Raw genomic sequence first — 20,910 nt, forward strand, 5'->3', positions numbered from 1 at the left:
GCGGCGGCGCGTGCGCCGCCGCCTTGATACCTACAAGAACAATTCGGCAGTGCAGGGCTGCATGCCTGATGTGGTCACGCGGACGATTCGCTCAGGCTTCGATGTGCCGAGTTGATGGCGAGCAGGAGTTCACGGGCTGTGGCGTCCCGCTTGCCGGTGAGTGCGTTCTCTACTCCGGCGAGTTGCTGGAAGGCCCAGCGGGATTCGGTGCGTTGTGCGGTTTCCAGGGCCAGGCGTCCGCTGGCGATGCCTTCGTTGAGGTCGCCGATGCGGAGTTGGGCGGCGGCGATGTCGGCGTAAACAGCGGCGATCTTCTTGTGGTCGGTCTCGTGTGACAGGGCGTTGAGGGCGGCCTGGCCTTCGGCGATGACGCGCTGTTCGTCGCCGAGATGTACATAGGTCGATAGCCGGTAGGCGGCCATGCGGCCCGGATCCAGGAATCGAGTCCAGGCCCGTTCGCGTTGAGGGCGTGCGTCGCCGTAGGCGTCCTTCGCCTGTTCCAGGCGGATGAGTGCCTGCCGGTCGCCGAGACTGGCAAGTTCTTCGGCTTCGCGGGCCAAGAGCCAGGCTCTGGTGGCGTCATCGCCCTGGGCTGGTAGGTACTGCTGGGCGAGGCGGATGTTCTGGACTGCGGGGGCGCCTCGGACGGCGTACGAGCGGTAGCCGTAGGTGCAGGCTTGGATGATGGGGTGTCCGCTCTCCTGAGCGGCCAGAGTGGCGATGCGGTCGAAGGCTGTGGACTGTTTCGGCTGTTTGATTTCCCAGGCGATCCAGGAGGCCAGAACCGCTGCCTCCCCTGTGGTGGCGGCTAGCCGGCGGCGTAGGCGGTCGGGGAGTCCGGCTTGGAGGAGGGTGCTCAGCTCGTTGAGGTGTGCGGTGAGGCCCTGATAGAGGGAACGGGCGGGCATGACCTCTTCGAGGCGGTGGAACCCGATGGTGCGGGCCTCTAGCCGTTCGACCGTGTCTTCCTGATCGGCTCGCGAGCCGGTGAGGGCCAGGGTGAGGCGCTCCCATGGGTTGGCGATCGAGGCGGCGCTTTCGGCGGTAAGTCCGGCTGCGAGGAGCAGCATCGTGCGGCGGTCCATGTGGCCATCCAGCCTTCCCACGATCCAGGCCAGCGTCAGCACGTCAACGTCGCAAGCGTCGTCAGGCTGGCGCGAGCCGACAACAACTTGTTCCACGTTAAGAAGGCCACTTGCTGGTGTTCCATCCCGCGTCGGGATGGGTGTTGGTGGGAGTGGAACGCCGGTGAGGATGCGCGGGGCGAGGCCGAGTGTCATGCGGGCAGGGTCGGGCATGCCCAGGCCCTCGGCGATGCGCTCGAACACGTCGAGCGCGGTGACTTGGGCCTTGTCCTTCATGTACTCGCTGACTTTGCCCTGGCTGAAGCCCACGGCGACACCGATGCGGGTTTGGCTGACGCCTGCGTACTGGCGGACGAGTCGGAAGAGGTGGCCGATATCCCGCTTTATGAGGGCAGTGCGCATTTCGGGGCGTTCCCAGAGGTCAGCCGGTACTACGACCGGTTCGGCCCCGTCTGCGGGCATCTGCGGTATCCCCTTGTGTCCTTGGACTGCCGGTGACTCCACGCTCACCGTTCGGAGTTATCCCGTCAAGGGATATTGCTGATCCCGTCCGAGGATTCCGGCTCGGGATGGGTTGCCTTCGCGCAGGTGAACACGCTTGTCCCCATGACTCGGAGCGATCAACCGACAAGTGAGAGGTGCCGGGCCTGCCGGGCCAAGGGATGGCGCTGGGTGCGCAAGAGCCGTGCTGATGCGCTGCGTCGTCTCGACGGGACGGCGGTCGAGCTTGTGCGGGTGGACTGCTTCGAGTGCTCGGGTGTCGGAAGGAGGCGGGTGTCGTAGTGGAGATCATCACGGACTGCATGAGTCCACACGTCGAAGGGGTTCAGGAGGGGCACATGCAGTTGGCCTGGCGCAAGCCGTCCAAAGCGGAGGAGCGTGCCCGGGTGGTGGCCTGGTCGTGCCACTGCCGGACGATCGTCTACGAGCTGTGCCGTGCGGCCGGTCAGTCGTACATCCGCCGGACGGAATATGACGACAACGGGGAGTCGGTCTTCGAGACCTACCGGTGGTCCTTCAAGGAGGCTGCGGAGGTCTGGGCCGCCTTGCTTGAAGGTCAGGCGGTGTAGGTCGGTTCGACGGCGCGGTTCCCTGAAACGGGGCCGCGCCGTCGCTCTTTGGGGTACGTCTATCTGTCGGAAGAAGGGGTTGCCTAAGCAGCATGCGCTGATAGCCTGCTTGGCTAGACAGGCATGTTGAATGTGGAGCCCTGATGTCATTTGAGTACACGCCTCCGAAGTACGCGCAGCTGATCGCGGAACTTGAGCGGCGCATCGACTCGGGCGAGTATCCGCCCGGCTCCCCGCTGCCGAGCGAACACCAGCTCATGGCCGAATTCGCCATGGCGCGGCCGACCGTCGTCAAGGCGCTCGGCGTCCTCCGGGATCAGGGCTGGATCGTCACCCACCAGGGCAAAGGCCGGTTCGTGCGCGGTCGCCCTGCGATCCCGACGGGGCAACAGGTACGAGCCGGGCGGGAACTCCTCGACCGGAAAGAGGCCCAGGTCTCCAGTCGGCTGCTCTCGGCTGGAGAGGTCCCCGCACCGAACAGGGCCGCCGCTTATCTCGGGATCAAGCCCAAGTCGCCGGTCATGCTGCGGCGGACGCTGGTCGAGCACGACAGCGAGCCAACCGAGATCTCTTCGACGTGGCTTCCGGTTGAGGTCGCACAGGGAACGGCGCTCGCCGAGCTGGAGGAGTTGAAACAGGGGGTTCGACGTTACGTCGAGAGCGCGGCCGGCGCTTCGCTTGATCACATCATCGAGCACATCACCGCGCGCAATCCGACCAAGGAGGAGTGCGGCCTCCTCGGCGTCAAGAGCTCGGCTGCGCTGCTGACCGTCTACGCGGTGGCCTGCGATGCCACTGGAAAGCCATGGGTCGTCGTCGAGTCCGTACTGCCTGGAGACCGCCACGAATTGGAGGACGCGTACCCCATTCGCTGACCCAGATGGAGCTACGAGGCGGTTTCAGTCGCTCCGGCCGACTGCCGCCACTCCAGGGCTTCGGCTGTGTCGCGGTACTCCAGAAGGTGTTGACCAGCGATCTTCTGGAGTAGGTCGCGCACCTCGGCCGGAGTGGCGTGGAAGAACTCTCGCCGCAGGTTCACCTTGTTGAGTCGGCGATCGCTCAACTCTGCGTGCAGTCGCGACTCCAGTCCCACCGCATCCTCACTGAAGATCAGCGCATGCGTGTCGAACCTGAACGGCACTGATGCGTCACCCAGTTCACGCACGCGGTCTTCAGGCTCCAGCCGGCGGGTCATGCCGATCTTCACGACGTTCTCCCCGAACGCCCCGATGTTGGAGATGACGTACACGTACCCAGCCCTGGTGTTCGCCTCGCGCGCCTCTACGTCGGCGACCGCCGCACCGATCTCCTCCAGCTTGGCCTTCAACTCGTCCACGCTCTCCGCGGACGCGGCACCGTTCTTCAGCAGCTTGGCCAGTGCCGACCGGTAGTGTGCCTCCTCCTTGCGCAGGCGCGTCTTCTCACGCTCGAACTCGCGGCGCGCGGCCTCCTCCTCACGCTGCTGCTCGCGCTGCGCCCGGATGAGTTCTTTCTCCGCCTCCTGCTTGGCCAGGTAGTCGGCTGTCAACTCCAGTTCGTGGATCCGCGTTCGGTGATAGTCAGCGTGGACGTGGATGTTCATGGTCCGTCCCAGCTTGACGATCGTCTCCACGACCTTTTCCAGCCGATCGATCGCCGATTGCAGCTTGTACGGACGCATGGTACGCACACAGTTGTCCGCCTCCGCGTTGTACGCGCGCAGCATCAGCTTGGAGAAGTCGCGCACCATCTTGCGTCCCTCGGCCGCAGACCCGTTCACCTGCCAGTTGGTGGCGCCTACGACGGCTCGCCCCTCTCTGGCCATCTCCTTGATGCGAGCCTTCACCCGCGTGAGTTGGTCCTTATAGGCCACCGCGTCGCTCAGCGGATGCCGGTACTCGTAGACACCCACCTCCTGGAGCAGAACGGTCTCCTCGGTCTGCACGACCCGTCGCTCCGTCTCATGAAGGCGCCGGGTGGCGTCGTCGATAGCGGTTTGCAGTCCGGCGTGCTCTCCGTGCAGGGCCTCGGTCATTGCCGCGATGCGCATGGCGTCCAGCCCACCCAATCGCTCCACCCATTGGCGTAGCTGGGTGTTCTCCTCTTCGAGCCGCTTCTTGCCGCCGAAGAGTCCACCGCTCTTGCGTTCCGGTAGCTGTGGTGCGTTCGTTGTTGGTGCAGTCGGCACTTCTTCCAGAACCCAGAATTCCCAGCCCGCGGGAGCCGGTGGCCACGACGGGTCCGGTTTCCACCCCTGTGGCGGTTTCCACCCGCGAGGCGGGACCGGCCAGCCAGGGGGCGAATTGAACTGGTACTCGGGCATGTGCGCTCCTCCCCTGCAGACGACAAGCCACACAGGTGAGATAGCTATGAGCCCCACAAGGGTTACAGGAAGCGAGCTTTCAGAGCCGTCTTGGGAGTTATCACCCAAATTTCTATTGCGCCCTAGTTTCGCGCGTCGGAGTTCCAGCTTTCTTCGGCCTGTCCACTTGGTGCACTTGACTGTCCAAGTGAACGTCATGCTTAATGGGCTTACAACTTGGTCAGTCAAGATGGCTGACCGCTCAAGAAGAGAGGTTGGCAGGCATGGCAATCCAGGGACCCATCCCCGTGACGTTCGCCCAGGTCTTCCCGCACGGCTGCTACGCCGTCGGGGAGGTCGAGCAGGTCAAGGACTTCGAGGCTTCGACGAACGGCCGGTTCGTCCAGGCGCGGGACAAGCAGACGGGCGAGCTCGTCTGGCAGATCCCCGTCATGGACGCCGACCCGTCGCTCAAGGCGGCTCAGAAGACCGTGGCGGTCAAGATCCTCAGCCCCGCGCAGCCGGTTGCCCCGGCTCCCGTCGCGGGGCTGCCGTTCACGCCGGTCGAGTTCGACGGACTGACCGTCACGCCGTACGTCAACGGGTCCGGGCGGCTCGCCTACTCGATCAAGGCGCGGCAGATGCTCGCGCCCCGTACCAACGCCAAGTCCAACAACAGCAAGGAGGTCGCAGCATGAACGCCGGCTACAGCTACACCGTCATCCGCGTCCAACCCGACGTCGAGACCCACATCGGGGTCTCGATCTACCCGGACGCCCTGGCCGAAGTGAAGTACTTCCCAGCCAAAGACAACTCTCACGCCTTCATCAACATCACCCACGGCGTCGCGGACGTGACCATCGGCACCACGAACAACGCCGAGATCACCAACGAGCACATCACCTTCGCCCGCCAGTTGCTCGACGCGGCGGCGGCCTTCCTCGCCGACTGCGAGCGCCTCCACGCCGAACAGCAGGCGGCGGCCTGACAAGCAAGCGGGGCCGCTGGAACTGGTCCTTCCGGCGGCCCCTCATCTCCCCTGACGCGAATCACGAGAGGTCTACAGCCTAATGTTCAAGAGGCTTCCTGGTGACGAGGCGCGCAATCTCGTCACCACCACCCCAGACACCGCAGTCGTGTTCCAACCGGCTGTCGTGCGGACACCTGCCCTGGCCACACTCGTCATCTACGGGTGGCGCCTCGTCGTCGCGCTGGTGCGTACGATCTGGCGGCACCCGGTGGCGACGTCCGCGCCCACTGCCCTCGGATTCACCTGGTACCAGTACGGCTGGCCGCTGGCGGCATCCCTGTTCGGGGTCGTCGTGCTGAGCCTGCTCTCCTGGGTCTTCATCGACCAGCCCTCATTCGCTCGCCTCGTCGGCTGGCGACTGCTGGCCTGGTGGCGGCTGATGTCGGTCTACCGCCGTCACTGGCAGTCCGTCATGGACGTCTCCGGCCTCGGCAAGCGCGTCCATGGTCGCAGCTACCTGCCCCGGCTTGCCCGCGTCCAGTGCGACGGCTGGGCCGACCGGATCACCGTCCACATGCTGCGGGGCCAGGCGGTCAAGGACTGGTCCGACCGCATCGACAACCTCGCCCATGGCTTCGGCACTACCTCTTGCCGGGTCGCGCTCATCAAGGGCGGGCGACTGCTCCTTATCTTCCCGCGCCGGGATCCACTGGCCTCGCCGATACCTGCGCTGCCCGTGCCTGACGAGCCGACCATCGGGCCAGTCGAGATCGGCAAGCAGGAGGATGGCCAACCGCTCCGGCTCAAAGTGCACGGCACCCACATTCTGATCGCGGGCGCGACCGGGGCCGGCAAAGGGTCGTTCCTGTGGGACACGATCCGCGGGCTGCTCCCCGCCATGCGGGCGGGCCTGGTCGAGATATGGGCGTTGGATCCCAAGCTGATGGAGCTGTCGTTCGGGCGAGAGCTGTTCCAAGGCCGGTACGCCGCCGACCCAACCGACTGCGCCGACCTGCTCGACGAGGCCGTCAGCGTCATGCAGAAGCGGGCAGCACGCTTCGCCGGTCTTCAACGTTCCCACGTCCCGACGATCGAAGATCCGTTCGTCCTGGTAGTCGTCGACGAAGTGGCGTTCCTGACCGCCTACCAACCCGACAGACAACTCCGGCAACGAATCTCCGCCGCCCTGGCCACCCTGACCACCCAGGGCCGCGCGGTCGGCGTCGGCGTCATGGCCGCACTCCAGGACCCACGCAAAGAGGTCATGAACATCCGCAACCTGTTCCCCGACAAGATCGCCCTCCGACTCGACGAATCCGAACAGGTGGACATGGTCCTCGGCGACGGTGCACGCGATCGAGGCGCTTTGGCTGATCGCATCTCACCAGTTCCGGAACTGGGCGCGGGGGTCGCCTACATGCGGTTGGAGACCTCGCCCGAACCGATCCGGGTTCGCGCCGCCTACGTCTCCGACGCCGACATCCGCGCGATGGTCGCGCAGTTCGGGGAGGCCGCATGACTCTCGCCCACCTCCTCGAAGGGCTGCGCTGCGCGTCCTGCGGCACGCCCAACACCCTCTGGCTCGACCTGGCCCGCGCCCTGGTCGAGTGCCGCGAGTGCGGCCAGACCGCGCTCAACGTCATCGACACCGACGAAGGGAGGTCCCTATGACCCATGCGCAAGACCGTGCAGTACCCCGAGCGGTACGCCTGGCGATGCCACTCGCGCGAGACGTCGTCGAAGAGGTCGCCAAGCTCCACGGCGTGTGCATCCGGCCCATCCCGCTCAAGCGACTCGACACCCACACCGGCAAGTGGGAGATCATCGACGTCCCCTGTGGCTCGCCGATGGACAGCAAGTGCCCGCCATGTGCCAAGCGCAACAAGCAACTACGCAAGGCCCAATGCCGCGAGGGCTGGCACCTCGACGAGGAACCGACGATCCCACTGGACGAGCCCAACGAGGAACAACGCTGGCTCGTTGAGTTCCGCGCCGACATCCAGGCCCAGCGCGACGACACCGAACGCGACGGCGGCGACACCACCGACCTGGACGCGGTGATCGAGGGCCTGGACGAGGAGATCAACGCGGCGGGCATGCGGGGGAGCGTGCTCGGCAGGGCGACCTCCAAGCGCTCACGCTCGACCAGGCGGCGGGAGGACGCTCCAGACCTGCCCAAGCGCAAGATGGCGCACACCACGCTGGGCCGGACCTTCCAAGCCCCGGACGGCAGGACCTATCGGCCCTCGTTGTTTGTCACGCTCACCTTGCCCTCGTACGGCAAGGTACGCGACGGCGCTCCCGTCGATCCGCAGACCTATGACTACGCACGGGCGGCTCGCGACGCGCTGCACTTCTCCAAGCTGGTCGATCGGTTCGTGCAGAATCTACGCCGCGTTGCGGGCTTCGACGTGCAGTACTTCGCCACCGTGGAGCCACAGAAGCGGCTCGCTCCACACCTGCACATGGCCATCCGCGGGACGCTACCCCGCGCGGAGATCAAGCAGATCGCGGCGGCCACCTACCATCAGGTGTGGTGGCCATCGGTCGATCAGGTGCGCTTCGAGGGCGAGCACCTGCCCATCTGGCAAGAAGGGGCCGGCTACCTTGACCCGCACACCGGCGAAGTCCTGCCCACCTGGGACGAAGCCCTCGACGAGCTCGACGCTGACGAGGACGCCGAGCCGCTGCATGTGATCCGCTTCGGCGAGCAGGTGGACGTCAAGGGCGTGCTCGCGGGCACCAAGGACGCCGACCAGTGCATCCGCTACCTGTCCAAGTACCTGACCAAGAGCCTCGGCGACGGGCTCGACAGCCAGGCCCAGGAGGAGCACGCGGCCCGCTTCGTCGATGCCCTGCGCTACGAGCCCTGCTCGCCGACCTGTCCGAACTGGCTTCGCTACGGCGTCCAGCCCAAGGGCGCCAAAGCTGGGATGGCCCCCGGCCGGTGCCGGTCCAAGGCTCACAAACCCGAACACCTCGGCTACGCAGGCCGCCGCGTCCTGGTCTCCCGCAAGTGGTCGAACAAGACCCTGGCCGAACACAAACAGGACCGCCGTACCTGGGTCCTGGAAGCCCTCGGCAAGGCCGACGAGCCCATAGACCCGCACCGCTACGTCTGGAAGCCTGTCCCGGCCGGTGACGCCAACGTGGCTCCGCTGGCGGTACGGCTCCTGCGGTCCGTTCGTGAGCGGCAACGCTGGCGCGCTCACATGGCCGAACTCCAAGCCAGAGCGGACGGCCAAGATCTTTCGGCAGCTGAAGGGAGGGCGGCATGAGCGGCGGGTCCAAGAGGCCCGTTGACCGCCTCCTGACCGTCGCCGAAGTAGCGGAACGGCTCAGCACCAGCGAGCGGTTCCCCCGGCGTCTCATCGAAGAACGCCGGATCGCCTTCGTCCGCATAGGGCGCAAGGTTCGCATCCCCGAATCCGCGCTCAACGACTTCATCGCGGCGGGACTCGTCCACCCCACTTCCACCCGCACATGGAGGGCGGCATGAGTAAGCGTCGATTCGGGCGCGTTCGGAAACTCCCGTCGGGACGATTCCAGGCCAGGTACCCAGGACCGGACGGCGTGGACCGCACCGCGCCGCACACCTTCGCCACCAAGAAGGACGCGGAGGTCTGGCTGACCAAGAAAGAGGCCGAACTGCTGGCCGGCGACTGGCTGAACCCGGATCTCGGGAAGGTCAGCTTCAAGGAGTACGGCGGGGCGTGGATCGATGAGCGTCCGGGACTGCGGCCGAAGACGGTCCAGCTCTACGAGGGCCTTTTCCGTATCCACCTCGTTCCGACTTTCGGCAACTGCGCCATGAGCGAGATCAAGGTGGCTCACATCAGGAAGTGGCGCAAGCAGCTCCTGGACAACGGCGTCGGGGCGGTCACCGTGGCGAAGGCGTACCGGCTCCTGAAGGCCATCTTCAACACGGCTGTGGAGGACGGGCTGATCAAGGCCAACCCCTGCACGATCAAGAGGGCGGGCAAGGAGGACTCGCCGGAGCGGCCCGTGCTGACCATGAAGCAGGTCTTCGTCCTGGCCGATGCCATCGATCCACGGTTTCGGATGCTGATCCTGCTCGCTACCTTCGGGAGCCTGCGGTGGGGCGAACTGGCGGCGCTCCAGCGGAGGAACGTGGACCTGGAGGCAGGCACGATCCGTGTCGTTGGGACCACGACCGAACTCAAGGACGGCTCGGTGACCATCGGGCCGCCCAAGTCGGAGGCGGGCAAGCGCATCGTCAGCATTCCGGCGACGCTGCTCCCGGACCTCCGCACGCACATGGAAACGTACGCGGAACAGGGTGAGCATGGGCACGTCTTCGTCGGGCCCAAGGGTGCCAAACTTCGGCGCGCGAACTTCACCCGTGTCTGGGCGGCGGCGCTCAAGAAGGCGAAGCTCGGCGGATTTCACTTCCATGATCTCCGCCACACCGGAAACACCCTCGCTGCCCAGTCCGGCGCGACCCTCCGGGACCTCATGACCCGTATGGGCCACTCGTCCACGCGAGCCGCGCTGATCTACCAGCACACCGCCATGGAGCGTGACAGGGCCATCGCAGACGCTCTCGGCAAGCTCGCCGAGGAGGCCCTGAAGCCGGAAGAGCCCAAGCCTGACGAGCAAGATCCAAACGTAACGGGCACGTAACGGGCACGGAAGATCGAAAACCGCTCTGAAAACGATCAAAGCCAGGTCGGGAAACCATCCCTGACCTGGCTTTTCATAGTGAGAGCGGGTGACGGGAATCGAACCCGCGCTGTCAGCTTGGGAAGCTGATGTTCTGCCATTGAACTACACCCGCGTGCGACCCGAAGCCGCGTCCCCCACTGTAGCGGAAACTTGGCGTACAACAGCAATCCCGACCCCACAGAGTTTCCGATCGGGCGGTAGGTTGCTCACCGTGCTGCTATCTGACCGCGACATCCTTGCCGAGATCGAAGCCGGCCGGCTCGGGCTTGATCCGTTCCACCCGGAGATGATCCAGCCCTCCAGCATCGACGTACGGCTGGACCGGTTCTTCCGGGTGTTCGAGAACCACCGCTACCCGCACATCGACCCCTCGGTGGAGCAGCCGGATCTGACGCGGATGGTCGAGCCCGATGGGGATGAGCCGTTCATCCTGCATCCGGGGGAGTTCGTGCTGGCCTCCACCTATGAGGTGGTGACGCTGCCGGATGATCTGGCGTCGCGGCTGGAGGGGAAGAGTTCGCTGGGGCGGCTCGGGTTGCTGACGCATTCGACCGCGGGGTTCATCGATCCGGGGTTCAGCGGGCATGTCACGCTGGAGCTGTCGAACGTGGCCACGTTGCCGATCAAGCTGTGGCCGGGGATGAAGATCGGGCAGTTGTGTGTGTTCCGGCTCAGTTCGCCCGCCGAGCATCCGTACGGGTCCGCGAAGTACGGGTCGCGGTACCAGGGCCAGCGGGGACCGACGCCGTCGAGGTCGTTCCGGGACTTCCATCGAACCAAGGTTTGATATCGGTCCCCCGGTAAGGTGACAAAAAAGGCACCAAAGTAGCCTCTGTCCCGGGTGTTGCACAACATACGCAGGGTAACCAGTAGGAGAAGGGGACATGAAGTTCGCATTTCGCCTGGTAGCCCGTACCCTTTCCACGGACCATCCCCGCACATCTGGAGAACGACGTGCGCCTGCGTCTCACGCCACGTGAGGACAGCTACTACGACCTGTTCGCAGACTCCGCGAACAACCTGGTCACCGCATCCCGCTTGCTGGTAGAGATCATCAGTGACGGATCGGACAGGGAGGCCCTGGCCGAGAAGATGCGTGCTTGCGAGCACGCCGGGGACGAACGCACCCATGCGATCATGAACCGGCTCAATGAGAGCTTTATCACTCCGTTCGACCGTGAGGACATCTACCGACTCGCGTCCAACCTCGACGACGTGATGGACGCCATGGAGGCGGCCTCCGACCTCATCGTCCTGTACCAGATCGACCACCTCCCGAAGGACGTGGTCAGGCAGGTAGAGGTGCTGGAGCGGGCCGCCGAGCTGACGGCCGAGGCGATGCCGCGGCTGCGGTCCATGAAGAACCTCAACGAGTACTGGATCGAGGTCAACCGCCTGGAGAACCAGGGTGACCAGGTCTATCGGAGGCTGCTGGCCAAGCTGTTCAGCGGCGAGTACGACGCGCTCACCGTCATGAAGATGAAGGAGGTCGTCGACGCCCTCGAAGAGGCGGCCGACGCCTTCGAGCACGTGGCCAACACCGTCGAGTCGATCGCGGTCAAGGAAAGCTAGGCCCAGTAATGGACCTCACGCTCGCCCTCGTCATCGGCGTGGTCGTCATCTCTTTGGTCTTCGACTACACCAACGGGTTCCATGACGCGGCGAACGCCATCGCAACCTCCGTCTCGACCCGGGCCCTGACCCCCAGGGCCGCGCTGTTCATGGCCGCGGCCATGAACTTCATCGGCGCCCACCTGGGCACCCAGGTCGCGCAGACGGTCGGCAAGGGGATCATCGACGCTCCGGACGGCCCCCATGGACTGGTCGTGGTGGCTTCGGCGCTCATCGGTGCGATCTCCTGGAACCTGATCACCTGGTACTTCGGCCTGCCCTCCTCCTCCAGTCACGCGCTCATCGGCGGCCTGGTCGGCTCCGCCCTGGCCTCGGCCAGCGTGGTGCACTGGGACGGCGTGGTCGAGAAGGTCGTCGTCCCGATGGTGCTGTCGCCGCTGATCGGGTTCACCCTGGCGGCCTTGATCATGATCGCAATTTACTGGATCTTCCGCAACAGCCAGCCGGGCAAGACCAACCGCGGCTTCCGCTACGCGCAGACCGTCTCGGCCGCCGCCATGGCGCTCGGGCACGGGCTGCAGGACGCGCAGAAGACCATGGGTGTCATCTTCCTGGCGCTCACCGTGGGCGGGTTCGCCAACCCGTCAGACCCCATCCCGCAGTGGGTCATCCTGGCCGCCGCCGGGGCGATCTCGCTGGGGACGTACGCGGGCGGCTGGCGCATCATGCGTACGCTGGGCCGGCGCATCATCGCGCTCGACCCGCCCCAGGGCTTCGCCGCAGAGTCGGCGGCGGCGACGGTCCTGTACGGGGCGGCCATCGGGTTCGGGGCACCCATCTCCACCACCCACACGATCACCACGGCGATCATGGGTGTGGGGGCCACCAAGCGGCTCAGCGCCGTGCGGTGGGGGATCGCCGGGAACATCGTGACCGCCTGGATCCTGACCATCCCGGCCGCCGCCCTGGTGGCCGCCGTCTCCTACTTCATCCTTCACGCGGTGGTGGAGTAGCCGCCTCCCCGGAGGGGGCGTACATCACGTCCACGTCCCAGCGGTTGAAGCCGAGGGACTCGTACAACCTGATCGCCGCCGTGTTGGCCTCGTCCACGTACAGCATCGCCTGGGCGAGGCCGCGCGAGCGCAGGTGGCACAGCCCGGCCAGGGTGAGCGTCTTGCCCAGGCCGGTGCCCTGCTGCGTGGGGTCGACGCCCACGACGTACACCTCTCCCAGGGGCTCGTGGCCGTGGGACGAGGAGCCGTGGATCTTCGTCCAGTGGAAGCCGGCCAGCCGGTCGCCGCGGAAGGCCAGGAAGAACCCCTCCGGGTCGAACCAGGGCTCCTGCTCGCGGCGGAGCAGGTCGTCCATCGTCCAGGCGCCCTGCTCGGGGTGGTGGGCGAAGGCGGCGGCGTTGACCTTGAGCCAGGCCTCCTCGTCCTGACCCGGTACGAACGTGCGCAGCAGCACCCCGTCGGGCAGGGCGGAAGCCTCAAGAGGGGCGAAGAGGGAGCGGCGCATCTGCCAGAGCGAGCGCACCCGCTCGAAGCCGAACGCGGCCGCCAGCGCCCCGGCGCCCTCGTGGTCGCCGTGCGCCCACAGGCGCGGCCGCCCGTCCGCCAGCTCCACGACGGCGCTCAGCAGGCGCGCGCCGTGGCCCTGACGGCGGTGGGCGGGGTGGATGACGAGCTCGGCGCTCGGGCCCTCGACCTCGTCCGTCGGGTCGATGTGGGCGTAGCCCACGAGCGTGCCGTCCGCCTCCAGGAGGAGGGATCGGGCCTGCGGGTCGCCGCCGTAGCGGAGATGGAGCATCACGTGCTCGTTGAGCGGGCGGACGCCGTCGGTCTCCGTCGCCGCCTCCACCAGGCCGAGCACCGCGGCGACCTCGGTGTCATCGAGCCGTTCCCTGACCTTCACATGCTCGCCCACAGAGCCCTCCTTCGCTGTGAGCGATCACGCGGTGCCAATCTCCCTCGTACGCTCACAGAACGAACTCTAGGCGCATGACTGGCAAATAACGCCATGTGACAACCTGGCAAATCGTTACCTTTGCGCCATTGGCTGCATAGATTCCCGACGTAACGTCTTGGGCCATGACGTCTCGTTCCTTCCTCCGGCTGGCGCTGGCCGGAGCCGTCGCCTCGGGTGCGGTCATGCTCGCCACGCTCCCGGCGGACGCGAGCAAAGCCCCTCGTACGGTGCCCGTACGGCTGCTCGCGCTCAACGACTTCCACGGCAACCTCGAACCCCCCACCGGATCCTCGGGTCGCATGGTGGACGAGAACGGCCAGACCGTGGACGCCGGTGGCGCCGCGTACGTCGCCACGCACATGAAGGCGCTGGCCGATAAGAACACCATCGCCGTGGCCCAGGGCGACCTCATCGGGGCGACGCCGCTGATCTCGGCGGCCTACCACGACGAGCCGTCGGTCGAGTTCATGGGCAAGCTGGGGCTCAAGGTGGCCGCGGTGGGCAACCACGAGTTCGACGAGGGCTACACCGAGCTGCGGCGCATCATGAGGGGCGGCTGCCACCCGGTGGACGGCTGCTCGCCCGCCGGCCCGTGGAAGGGCGCGCAGTTCGACTACGTGGGCGCGAACGTCCTGTTCAAGAACGCCAACGAGAAGACCGACGCGCTCGCCGCCCTCGGCGGTTCGACCTCGCCGCAGGTCAAGCAGGTCCTGTCGGACTGGGGCGTGCCCGCGCTGCCGCCGGTCAGCATCAAGTGGATGAACGGCGTGCCGATCGGCTTCATCGGCCTCGTCACCCAGACCACGCCGAACATCGTCACGGCCGAGGGGATCAAGGACCTCAAGTTCGTGGACGAGGTGAAGGCCGCGAACGTCGCCTCGAAGCTGCTCAAGCTCGTCGGGGTGAAGGCGCAGGTCGTGCTGGTGCACGAAGGCGACCAGGTGAACGCGGGCCAGTCGCCCGACGCGTGCAGCGCCATCCCGGGGGCGGGCAACCGCATCGCCACGCAGGTGGACCCGGAGGTCGACATCGTGCTCAGCGGGCACTCCCACCAGGCGTACCTGTGCAAGGTCAAGGACCCGGCGGGCAACGACCGCGTCTACTCGCAGGGCGGCTCGTTCGGGCGGGTCATCACGCAGGTCGACCTGAACGTGAACGTCAAGACGCGGGACATCGACCGCGCCTCGGTCGTCGCCGACAACCACGTCGTGACCCGGACGGTCACCCCCGATCCCGAAATTTCGGCGTTCGTGCAGACGTGGAAGGACCGCGTCGCGCCCGTCGCGAACAAGCCCGTCGGCAAGATCACCGCCGACATCACCAACACGGCCGCGCCCTCCGGCGAGTCCGCGCTCGGCGACCTCATCGCCGACGGCCAGCTGGCCGCCACGAAGACCGGCGGCAACGCCCAGATCGCCCTGATGAACCCGGGCGGGGTGCGGGCGTCCCTGACGTACGCGACGTCCCCGGCGAACGAGGGCGACGGCGTCGTCACCTACGGCGAGGCGTTCACCGTGCAGCCGTTCAACAACCTCATGCAGGTCGTCACGCTGACGGGCGCCCAGCTCAAGACGGTGCTCGAGCAGCAGTTCACCGGCGGACCCAACAACCAGCCGTTCACCAAGATCCTGCAGCCGTCGTCGAACTTCACCTACACCTACAGCCGGAGCGCCGCCTGGGGCTCCAAGGTGTCGGACATGAAGATCGACGGGGTGCCGGTGACGGACACGCAGTCGATCCGGGTCGCCGCGAACAACTTCCTCGTGGGCGGCGGTGACGCGTTCGCCGCCTTCAAGGACGGCACCGACCTGTGGAGCGGGCCGCTGGACATCGACGCCTTCGTCGACCACCTCGGCAAGGACAACCCCATCGCCCCGCCGGCCATCAACCGGATCACCGCCGTCGACTGACGCCTCTTTCCCTCCGGCCCGCCCGTCTCCTCCTCGGGCGGGCCGCCCTTTTCCCGCCGCACGTGGCGCTCTTCGCTCGGGGCCCTTCCCGCCGTCCGTGGCGCTTTTTCATCCCGTACGGCAAAGCACGGCCCGCACCACCCGCCGCACGTGGCGGGCGGCCTCCAGGGTGACGCCCGCTGACCCGCACGGGGCCGGCCGCCGCGACGGCGCCCCCGTCAGACCTTCCACGCCAGCCACTTACGCGCCACCTCCTCCTCCAGGTCCACCCCGTGATGGTGGGCCATGAGGACCACGTGGCACAGCACGTCGGCCAGCTCCTCCCGGAAGCCCGCGTCCAGCTCGTCCGCCGTGCGTCCCTTGGTCCTGGCCCGGCCCGAGCGCATGAGGAACGCCTGGGTCAGCTCGCCGATCTCCTCCTGGAGCTTGAGCAGGAACCAGGTGTCGTCGCGCTCGATCCCGAGCTTGTCCGCGTACCGGCTGGAAATGGGTTCGATCTCGGCGGCGAGCTGGCGCAGATCCATGGGCGCGAGCCTACGACAGACCGGGTCCGATCAGGGCTCCCCGTAAAGGGGGAGGGTGACCACGAAGCGGGCCCCGGGGGAGTGGTCGGCGAGGGTGAGGGTGCCGCAGTGGGCCGCGGCGATGTCGCGTGACAGGGCCAGGCCGAGGCCGCTGCCGCCCTTGTCCTTGGCCCTGGCGGGGGCCAGGCGGGTGAAGCGTTCGAAGACGCGTTCCCGGTCCTGGGGCGGGATGCCGTCGCCGTCGTCGGTGACCGTGACGATCACTTTGTCGTCCTCCACGGCCACTTCCAGGTCGATGCGGGTGGCGGCGTGCCGGGTGGCGTTGTCGAGCAGGTTGGTCAGCAGGCGGTCGAGCTGCATGGGCGAGCCGTGGACCGGCGCCGAGGCGCACAGGTCGGGGAGGATGCGCACCCGGCTGCCCGCGCGGCGGCGGATCTGGTCCTCGGCCACGCGGACCAGGTCCACCACGCGGCGCTCGCCGACCGCGCCGGCGTCCAGCCGGGCCAGCATCAGCAGTTCGTCGATGATGCCGGTCAGGCGGTCGGCGGCGGCCAGCGCCTGCTCGCCGGTGGCCTGCCAGTCCGTCTCGTCGGGGTAGGCGTTGGCCAGCTCCAGCTGGGCGCGCAGGGCCGAGATGGGGCTGCGGAGCTCGTGGGAGGCGTCGGCGACGAAGCGGCGCTGGGTCTCGGCGGAGCGTTCGAGGCGGTCGAGGGTGTCGTTGGTGGTGGTGGCCAGGTCGCTGATCTCGTCGCCGGTGTCGGGGACGGGCACGCGCCTGCTGAGGTCCTGGCCGGTGATCTCGGCCATTTCCGCACGGATGCGTTCCACGGGGCGCAACGCGGACCCGACCGTGATCCAGGTGATGCCCGCCACGCTCACCAGGATGAGCGGAGTGCCAATGAATACCAGGACATATATCCATTTGAGGGCTCGGTCCACGTCGGCCAGCGAGGACGCCCCGTAGACCGTCACAGGGCCCAGAGGGGTGAGCGCCGCCAGGGCCATGACGAGGTAGTGGGTCTCGGGCTCGTCGGGGCTGCGGGACACGGTGCGCTCGGCGAAGCGGACGGCGTTGGGCCAGGTGGGCTTGAGATCCGGCAGCCGCAGGCTCTGGGCCAGTCCGGGGCTGCTCGCGAGCAGCCTGCCGTCCGCCGAGACCACCTGGAGGAAGTGAACGCGTGACGGCGCCTCCAGCACCCTGGGGAGGTTTCCCGTGCGCGCCTCGGCGGCGACCCGCCGTACGGCCACCTCGACCCTCGTCTGGACCATGTTCCGCAGGTTGTCGGGCACGGTGGCGAGCGTGATGGCGGCGGTCGCGATGAAGACCAGGGCCGCGATCAAGGTCGCGACCATGGTCAGGCGTGCGCGGATCGAGCGTGGAAACAGCCGTCTCACCATCCCCATTCCGTCCCAACGGCATCACTGTCTGTGACATTTACCCGCGCACGGCCGAGGCCACCGGCACAACCTGGGCTTTCGCTGGTGGCGATTCCGCTGAGGGCGTGCACACCTACCGCCCTGGATCCCGGCAGGCCATGTTGGATGCCATGAAACTTTTGGTGCTGGGCGGCACGGAGTTCGTGGGGCGGGCTTTCGTCGACGAGGCGGTGGCGCTGGGCTGGGAGGTGACGACGTTCAACCGCGGCACCCACGAGCCGCGGGCCGGCGTGACCGCGCTGCGCGGCGACCGGACGGCCCCCGGCGGGCTGGCGGCGCTGGAGCGCGGGGAGTGGGACGTGGTGGTCGACACCTGGTCGTGGGCGCGGTCCGCGGTCGGTGCGGCCGCGTCGCTCCTGGCCGGCCGGGCCGGCCATTACGTCTACGTGTCCAGCCGGTCGGTGTACGCGCCGCCGGTGCCGTTCGCCGCGGACGAGAGCGCCCCGGTCGTGGAAGTCGCGGCGGACGACGCCGACGGCGACTACGCCAAGGACAAGGCGGGGGCGGAGCTCGGGGCGGTCGCGGCGTTCGGGGACCGGGCGCTGCTGGCCCGCGCGGGCCTGATCCTGGGCCCGTACGAGAACATCGGACGCCTGCCCTGGTGGCTGAGCCGGATCGCCCGCGGCGGCCCGGTGCTCGCCCCGGAGCCGCGCGACCTCGGCCTGCAGTACATCGACACCCGCGACCTGGCCGTCTGGTGCCTGGCGGCGGCCGAGCGCGGGCTCGGCGGGGCCTATGACGTGGTGAGCCCGCCGGGATTCGCGACGATGAGGCAGCTCCTGGAGACCTGCGTCAAGGTGACCGGATCAGACGCCGAGCTGCGCTGGCTGGCGGCCGAGCAGATCCTGGCGGCGGGCGTGCGACCGTGGATGGACCTGCCGATCTGGCTGGTGGGCGAGGACTACGACTTCATGCACGGGGCCGACGTGTCCAAGGCGGTGGCGGCGGGGCTGCGGTGCCGCCCGCTGGAGGAGACGGTGGCCGACACGTGGGAGTGGCTGCGGAGCATCGGAGGCCGGCCCCCGATGCGCCCGGACCGCCCGAGCGTCGGCCTCGCCCCGGAGCTGGAGGCCCGGTTGCTGAGCCAGACGTAATGATCAGCCGGAAATGGTGACGGCCACCCCGGCCTCCTCCGCGGGCTCTCGTCAGAGAACGAAGGAAGGCTCGTGATGGCCGCGGCAACAGTCTGCCTTCGGAGTGGTAACAGCCGCAGCTGATTCCGACAAATGGTCTCGACTTCCCGCAAGACATCATGTCGTTATGAGCACGTTGGTCTACATACGCGGCTGGCTGGAGTTCTCGGGGCAGCGATCCGAAGCGGAGCGGATCATCCGGCAGGGCGAGACGGAGGGCTGGGCCTTCCCCGAAGGGGGCTGGCTCGATGCCGCCTGCTACGCGCGCGCCGTCCGCGAGAGCGAGGCCGACGAGGTTCTCGCGCGGATCCGCCGGATCGCCGCCCTGCCCGCGGACGCGGACGGTGACGGCGTCTGTGGCCTCTTCCTCGTGTTCCACGAGGTCGAGGGGCAGCAGGAATGGCAGGTCCGCGACGGCGGCGTCCTCGTCGGCCGGGCCTCGCCGCGTCACGACTATCTGTGGAAATAGGTCAAGCGGGCCGCGGCCATCTGGGAAATGGATCAGCGAGCCGCGGCCATCTGAGGAAATAGGTCAGCGGGCCGCGGCGCGGCCGGCCTGGCGGCCGGAGAAGAGGCAGCCGCCGAGGAAGGTGCCTTCGAGGGCGTTGTAGCCGTGGACGCCGCCACCGCCGAAGCCCGCGATCTCGCCCGCCGCGAACAGGCCGTCGACGGGCTCGCCCGACGGCCCCAGGGCGCGGGAGTCGAGGTCGGTCTGGATGCCGCCCAGCGTCTTGCGCGTGAGCACGTGGAGCATGACCCCGATCAGCGGCCCGGCGGCGGGATCGAGGATCCGGTGCGGGGCGACGGTGCGGCCCAGCTTGTCTCCGAGGTAGCGGCGGGCGTTGCGGATGCCCTGGATCTGGGAGTCCTTGCTGAACGGGTTGGCCACCTGCAGGTCGCGGGCCTCGATCTGGCGGCGCATCAGGTCGGCGTCGAGCAGGGGTTCGAGCGTCTGCTGGTTCATCTTGGCGACCAACTCGTCCAAGCTGCCGGCCACGACGAAGTCGGCGCCGTTGCGCATGAACGCATCCACCGGGGCCGGGGCGCCCTTCCCGAGGAGGCGCTCCCGGAGGAACGCCTTGCGGTCGTTGCCGGTGATGTCGGGGTTCTGCTCGGAGCCCGACAGGGCGAACTCCTTCTCGATGATCTTCTGGGTGAGCACGAACCAGGAGTGGTCGTGGCCGGTGCCACGCAGGTGCCGCAGCGTGCCCAGCGTGTCGTAGCCGGGCAGGCAGGGGTCGGGCAGCCGCCGTCCCAGCGCGTCGAACCACATGGAGGAGGGGCCGGGCAGGATCCGGATGCCGTGGCCCGGCCAGATCGGGTCCCAGTTGCGCAGGCCCTCCGTGTAGTGCCACATGCGGTCGCGGTTGACCAGCCGCACCCCGGCCTCGGCGCTGATGTCGAGCATCCGGCCGTCCACGTACGCCGGCACGCCCGTGACCATGCTCTCCGGCGCGCTGCCCATCCGCTCCGGCCAGTAGCGGCGCACCAGATCGTGGTTGGCGCCGATGCCGCCGCTGGTGACGATCACCGCCGGTGCCGTCAGCTCGAACTCGCCGATCCTGTCGCGGTTGGAGGCCACTCCTCGCGGCGAGTCGTCCTCGGCCAGCAGCGTGCCACGCACTCCTTGTACGGCTCCGCCGCTGACGATCAGCTCGTCCACCTGGTGGCGGTGGTGGAAGGTGACCAGCCCGCTGTCGGCCGCCTGCCGGACCATGCGGACGAACGGCTTCAGCACGCCCGGCCCCGTCCCCCAGGTGACGTGGAAGCGCGGCACGGAGTTGCCGTGACCGTCCGCGCGCAGGTCGCCCCGCTCCGCCCAGCCGACCGTGGGCAGGAACCTGAGGCCCAGGCCGTCGAGCCAGGCCCGCTTCTCCCCGGCGGCGAACTCGACGTAGGCCCGCGCCCACCGCACGGCCCAGGAGTCCTCGTCCTCCAGGCGGTCGAACTGGGCGCTGCCCTGCCAGTCGTTCCAGGCCAGCTCGAAGGAGTCCTTCACCCCCATCCGCCGCTGCTGCGGGGAGTCGACGAGGAACAGGCCCCCGAACGACCAGAAGGCCTGGCCGCCCAGGTTGGCCGCGTTCTCCTGGTCGACCACGGCGACCTTCTTGCCCCGGGAGGTCAGTTCGCAGGTCGCCACCAGGCCGGCCAGCCCGGCCCCGACGACGATGACGTCAGCGTTCATGGGCCGATGATTCCACCTGATCAGCACGCGACATAAGCCGCCTGGGCCCTGATTTCGGGCGCGTGCTGCGGTCCGTCAGACAGCAGGGC

Annotated in this window: 21 protein-coding genes and 1 tRNA gene; 15 read left to right on the top strand and 7 right to left on the bottom strand. The window is 67.7% G+C overall.

The genetic code is table 11. The features are described 5' to 3' along the window. Positions 1-74: 74 nt before the first annotated feature. Positions 75-1,487 carry a helix-turn-helix domain-containing protein gene (locus ACFKCF_RS51940; RefSeq protein ID WP_394503578.1) on the bottom strand — a complete coding sequence of 471 codons (1,413 nt, stop codon included), beginning with the start codon at positions 1,485-1,487 and terminating at the stop codon, positions 75-77. Positions 1,488-1,924: 437 nt separating this feature from the next. On the opposite strand from ACFKCF_RS51940, the gene ACFKCF_RS51945 reads away from it, so the two are divergent. Continuing rightward, a complete protein-coding gene (locus ACFKCF_RS51945; RefSeq protein WP_394503579.1) occupies positions 1,925-2,155 on the top strand; it encodes a hypothetical protein in 231 nt (76 codons plus the stop codon). Positions 2,156-2,298: 143 nt separating this feature from the next. Continuing rightward, positions 2,299-3,030 (top strand): GntR family transcriptional regulator, encoded by a 732-nt coding sequence (locus tag ACFKCF_RS51950; protein ID WP_394503581.1) that lies wholly within the window; start codon positions 2,299-2,301, stop codon positions 3,028-3,030. Between the two features lie 11 nt (positions 3,031-3,041). Here ACFKCF_RS51950 and ACFKCF_RS51955 read toward each other — a convergent pair whose 3' ends face one another. Next, on the bottom strand, positions 3,042-4,457 hold the full coding sequence (locus ACFKCF_RS51955) for a DUF4041 domain-containing protein (protein ID WP_394503583.1): 1,416 nt from the start codon (positions 4,455-4,457) through the stop codon (positions 3,042-3,044). A 263-nt stretch (positions 4,458-4,720) separates the two neighbouring features. On the opposite strand from ACFKCF_RS51955, the gene ACFKCF_RS51960 reads away from it, so the two are divergent. The 7 genes from ACFKCF_RS51960 to ACFKCF_RS51990 all read left to right on the top strand — a co-directional run bounded on the left by ACFKCF_RS51960 (position 4,721) and on the right by ACFKCF_RS51990 (position 10,050). Next, positions 4,721-5,134 carry a plasmid replication, integration and excision activator gene (locus ACFKCF_RS51960; protein ID WP_394503585.1) on the top strand — a complete coding sequence of 138 codons (414 nt, stop codon included), beginning with the start codon at positions 4,721-4,723 and terminating at the stop codon, positions 5,132-5,134. Beyond that, entirely contained in the window at positions 5,131-5,424 is a 294-nt protein-coding gene (locus tag ACFKCF_RS51965; RefSeq protein WP_394503587.1) for a hypothetical protein, read from the top strand. Before ACFKCF_RS51960 ends, ACFKCF_RS51965 begins: the two co-directional genes overlap by 4 nt. Before the next feature lie 82 nt (positions 5,425-5,506). Continuing rightward, the gene (locus tag ACFKCF_RS51970) at positions 5,507-6,925 is read left to right on the top strand and encodes an FtsK/SpoIIIE domain-containing protein (protein ID WP_394503589.1); all 1,419 of its coding nucleotides are present in this window, start codon (positions 5,507-5,509) and stop codon (positions 6,923-6,925) included. Next, the gene (locus ACFKCF_RS51975; protein WP_394503591.1) at positions 6,922-7,077 is read left to right on the top strand and encodes a hypothetical protein; all 156 of its coding nucleotides are present in this window, start codon (positions 6,922-6,924) and stop codon (positions 7,075-7,077) included. Before ACFKCF_RS51970 ends, ACFKCF_RS51975 begins: the two co-directional genes overlap by 4 nt. Next, the gene (locus ACFKCF_RS51980; RefSeq protein WP_394503593.1) at positions 7,074-8,684 is read left to right on the top strand and encodes a replication initiator; all 1,611 of its coding nucleotides are present in this window, start codon (positions 7,074-7,076) and stop codon (positions 8,682-8,684) included. The genes ACFKCF_RS51975 and ACFKCF_RS51980 overlap by 4 nt, the downstream gene beginning before the upstream one ends. Then, entirely contained in the window at positions 8,681-8,905 is a 225-nt protein-coding gene (locus tag ACFKCF_RS51985) for an excisionase family DNA-binding protein (RefSeq protein WP_394503595.1), read from the top strand. The genes ACFKCF_RS51980 and ACFKCF_RS51985 overlap by 4 nt, the downstream gene beginning before the upstream one ends. Continuing rightward, on the top strand, positions 8,902-10,050 hold the full coding sequence (locus ACFKCF_RS51990) for a tyrosine-type recombinase/integrase (protein WP_394503597.1): 1,149 nt from the start codon (positions 8,902-8,904) through the stop codon (positions 10,048-10,050). Before ACFKCF_RS51985 ends, ACFKCF_RS51990 begins: the two co-directional genes overlap by 4 nt. Before the next feature lie 83 nt (positions 10,051-10,133). Here ACFKCF_RS51990 and ACFKCF_RS51995 read toward each other — a convergent pair. Continuing rightward, positions 10,134-10,204 (bottom strand) — tRNA-Gly (locus ACFKCF_RS51995). A 99-nt stretch (positions 10,205-10,303) separates the two neighbouring features. On the opposite strand from ACFKCF_RS51995, the gene dcd reads away from it, so the two are divergent. The 3 genes from dcd (at position 10,304) to ACFKCF_RS52010 (ending at position 12,677) form a co-directional block, all read left to right on the top strand. Continuing rightward, positions 10,304-10,879 (top strand): dCTP deaminase, encoded by a 576-nt coding sequence (gene dcd / locus ACFKCF_RS52000; protein WP_394503704.1) that lies wholly within the window; start codon positions 10,304-10,306, stop codon positions 10,877-10,879. Positions 10,880-11,046: 167 nt separating this feature from the next. Further along, positions 11,047-11,664, top strand: a complete 618-nt coding sequence (locus ACFKCF_RS52005; RefSeq protein ID WP_106243913.1) for a DUF47 domain-containing protein — start codon at positions 11,047-11,049, stop codon at positions 11,662-11,664. Positions 11,665-11,672: 8 nt separating this feature from the next. Next, entirely contained in the window at positions 11,673-12,677 is a 1,005-nt protein-coding gene (locus ACFKCF_RS52010) for an inorganic phosphate transporter (protein WP_394503599.1), read from the top strand. Here the strand turns inward: ACFKCF_RS52010 and mshD are convergent. After that, a complete protein-coding gene (gene mshD, locus ACFKCF_RS52015) occupies positions 12,652-13,590 on the bottom strand; it encodes a mycothiol synthase (RefSeq protein ID WP_394503601.1) in 939 nt (312 codons plus the stop codon). The genes ACFKCF_RS52010 and mshD overlap by 26 nt on opposite strands. A gap of 164 nt (positions 13,591-13,754) precedes the next feature. Between mshD and ACFKCF_RS52020 the strand changes: the two genes are divergently transcribed. After that, positions 13,755-15,542 (top strand): bifunctional metallophosphatase/5'-nucleotidase, encoded by a 1,788-nt coding sequence (locus tag ACFKCF_RS52020; protein WP_394503603.1) that lies wholly within the window; start codon positions 13,755-13,757, stop codon positions 15,540-15,542. A 218-nt stretch (positions 15,543-15,760) separates the two neighbouring features. Here the strand turns inward: ACFKCF_RS52020 and ACFKCF_RS52025 are convergent, their stop codons facing one another. After that, positions 15,761-16,066 (bottom strand): pyrophosphatase, encoded by a 306-nt coding sequence (locus ACFKCF_RS52025; protein ID WP_394503605.1) that lies wholly within the window; start codon positions 16,064-16,066, stop codon positions 15,761-15,763. Positions 16,067-16,096: 30 nt separating this feature from the next. Next, on the bottom strand, positions 16,097-17,464 hold the full coding sequence (locus ACFKCF_RS52030) for a sensor histidine kinase (protein WP_394503607.1): 1,368 nt from the start codon (positions 17,462-17,464) through the stop codon (positions 16,097-16,099). Positions 17,465-17,613: 149 nt separating this feature from the next. Between ACFKCF_RS52030 and ACFKCF_RS52035 the strand changes: the two genes are divergently transcribed. Then, the gene (locus ACFKCF_RS52035) at positions 17,614-18,597 is read left to right on the top strand and encodes an NAD-dependent epimerase/dehydratase family protein (RefSeq protein WP_394503609.1); all 984 of its coding nucleotides are present in this window, start codon (positions 17,614-17,616) and stop codon (positions 18,595-18,597) included. Positions 18,598-18,763: 166 nt separating this feature from the next. Continuing rightward, on the top strand, positions 18,764-19,105 hold the full coding sequence (locus ACFKCF_RS52040; RefSeq protein ID WP_394503611.1) for a hypothetical protein: 342 nt from the start codon (positions 18,764-18,766) through the stop codon (positions 19,103-19,105). Positions 19,106-19,168: 63 nt separating this feature from the next. On the opposite strand, the gene ACFKCF_RS52045 is transcribed toward ACFKCF_RS52040, so the two are convergent. Next, on the bottom strand, positions 19,169-20,821 hold the full coding sequence (locus tag ACFKCF_RS52045; RefSeq protein ID WP_394503613.1) for an FAD-binding dehydrogenase: 1,653 nt from the start codon (positions 20,819-20,821) through the stop codon (positions 19,169-19,171). Between the last annotated feature and the right edge of the window lie 89 nt (positions 20,822-20,910).

Origin of the sequence: Nonomuraea sp. JJY05 (assembly GCF_043496855.1) — a bacterium.
GTDB lineage: Bacteria > Actinomycetota > Actinomycetes > Streptosporangiales > Streptosporangiaceae > Nonomuraea.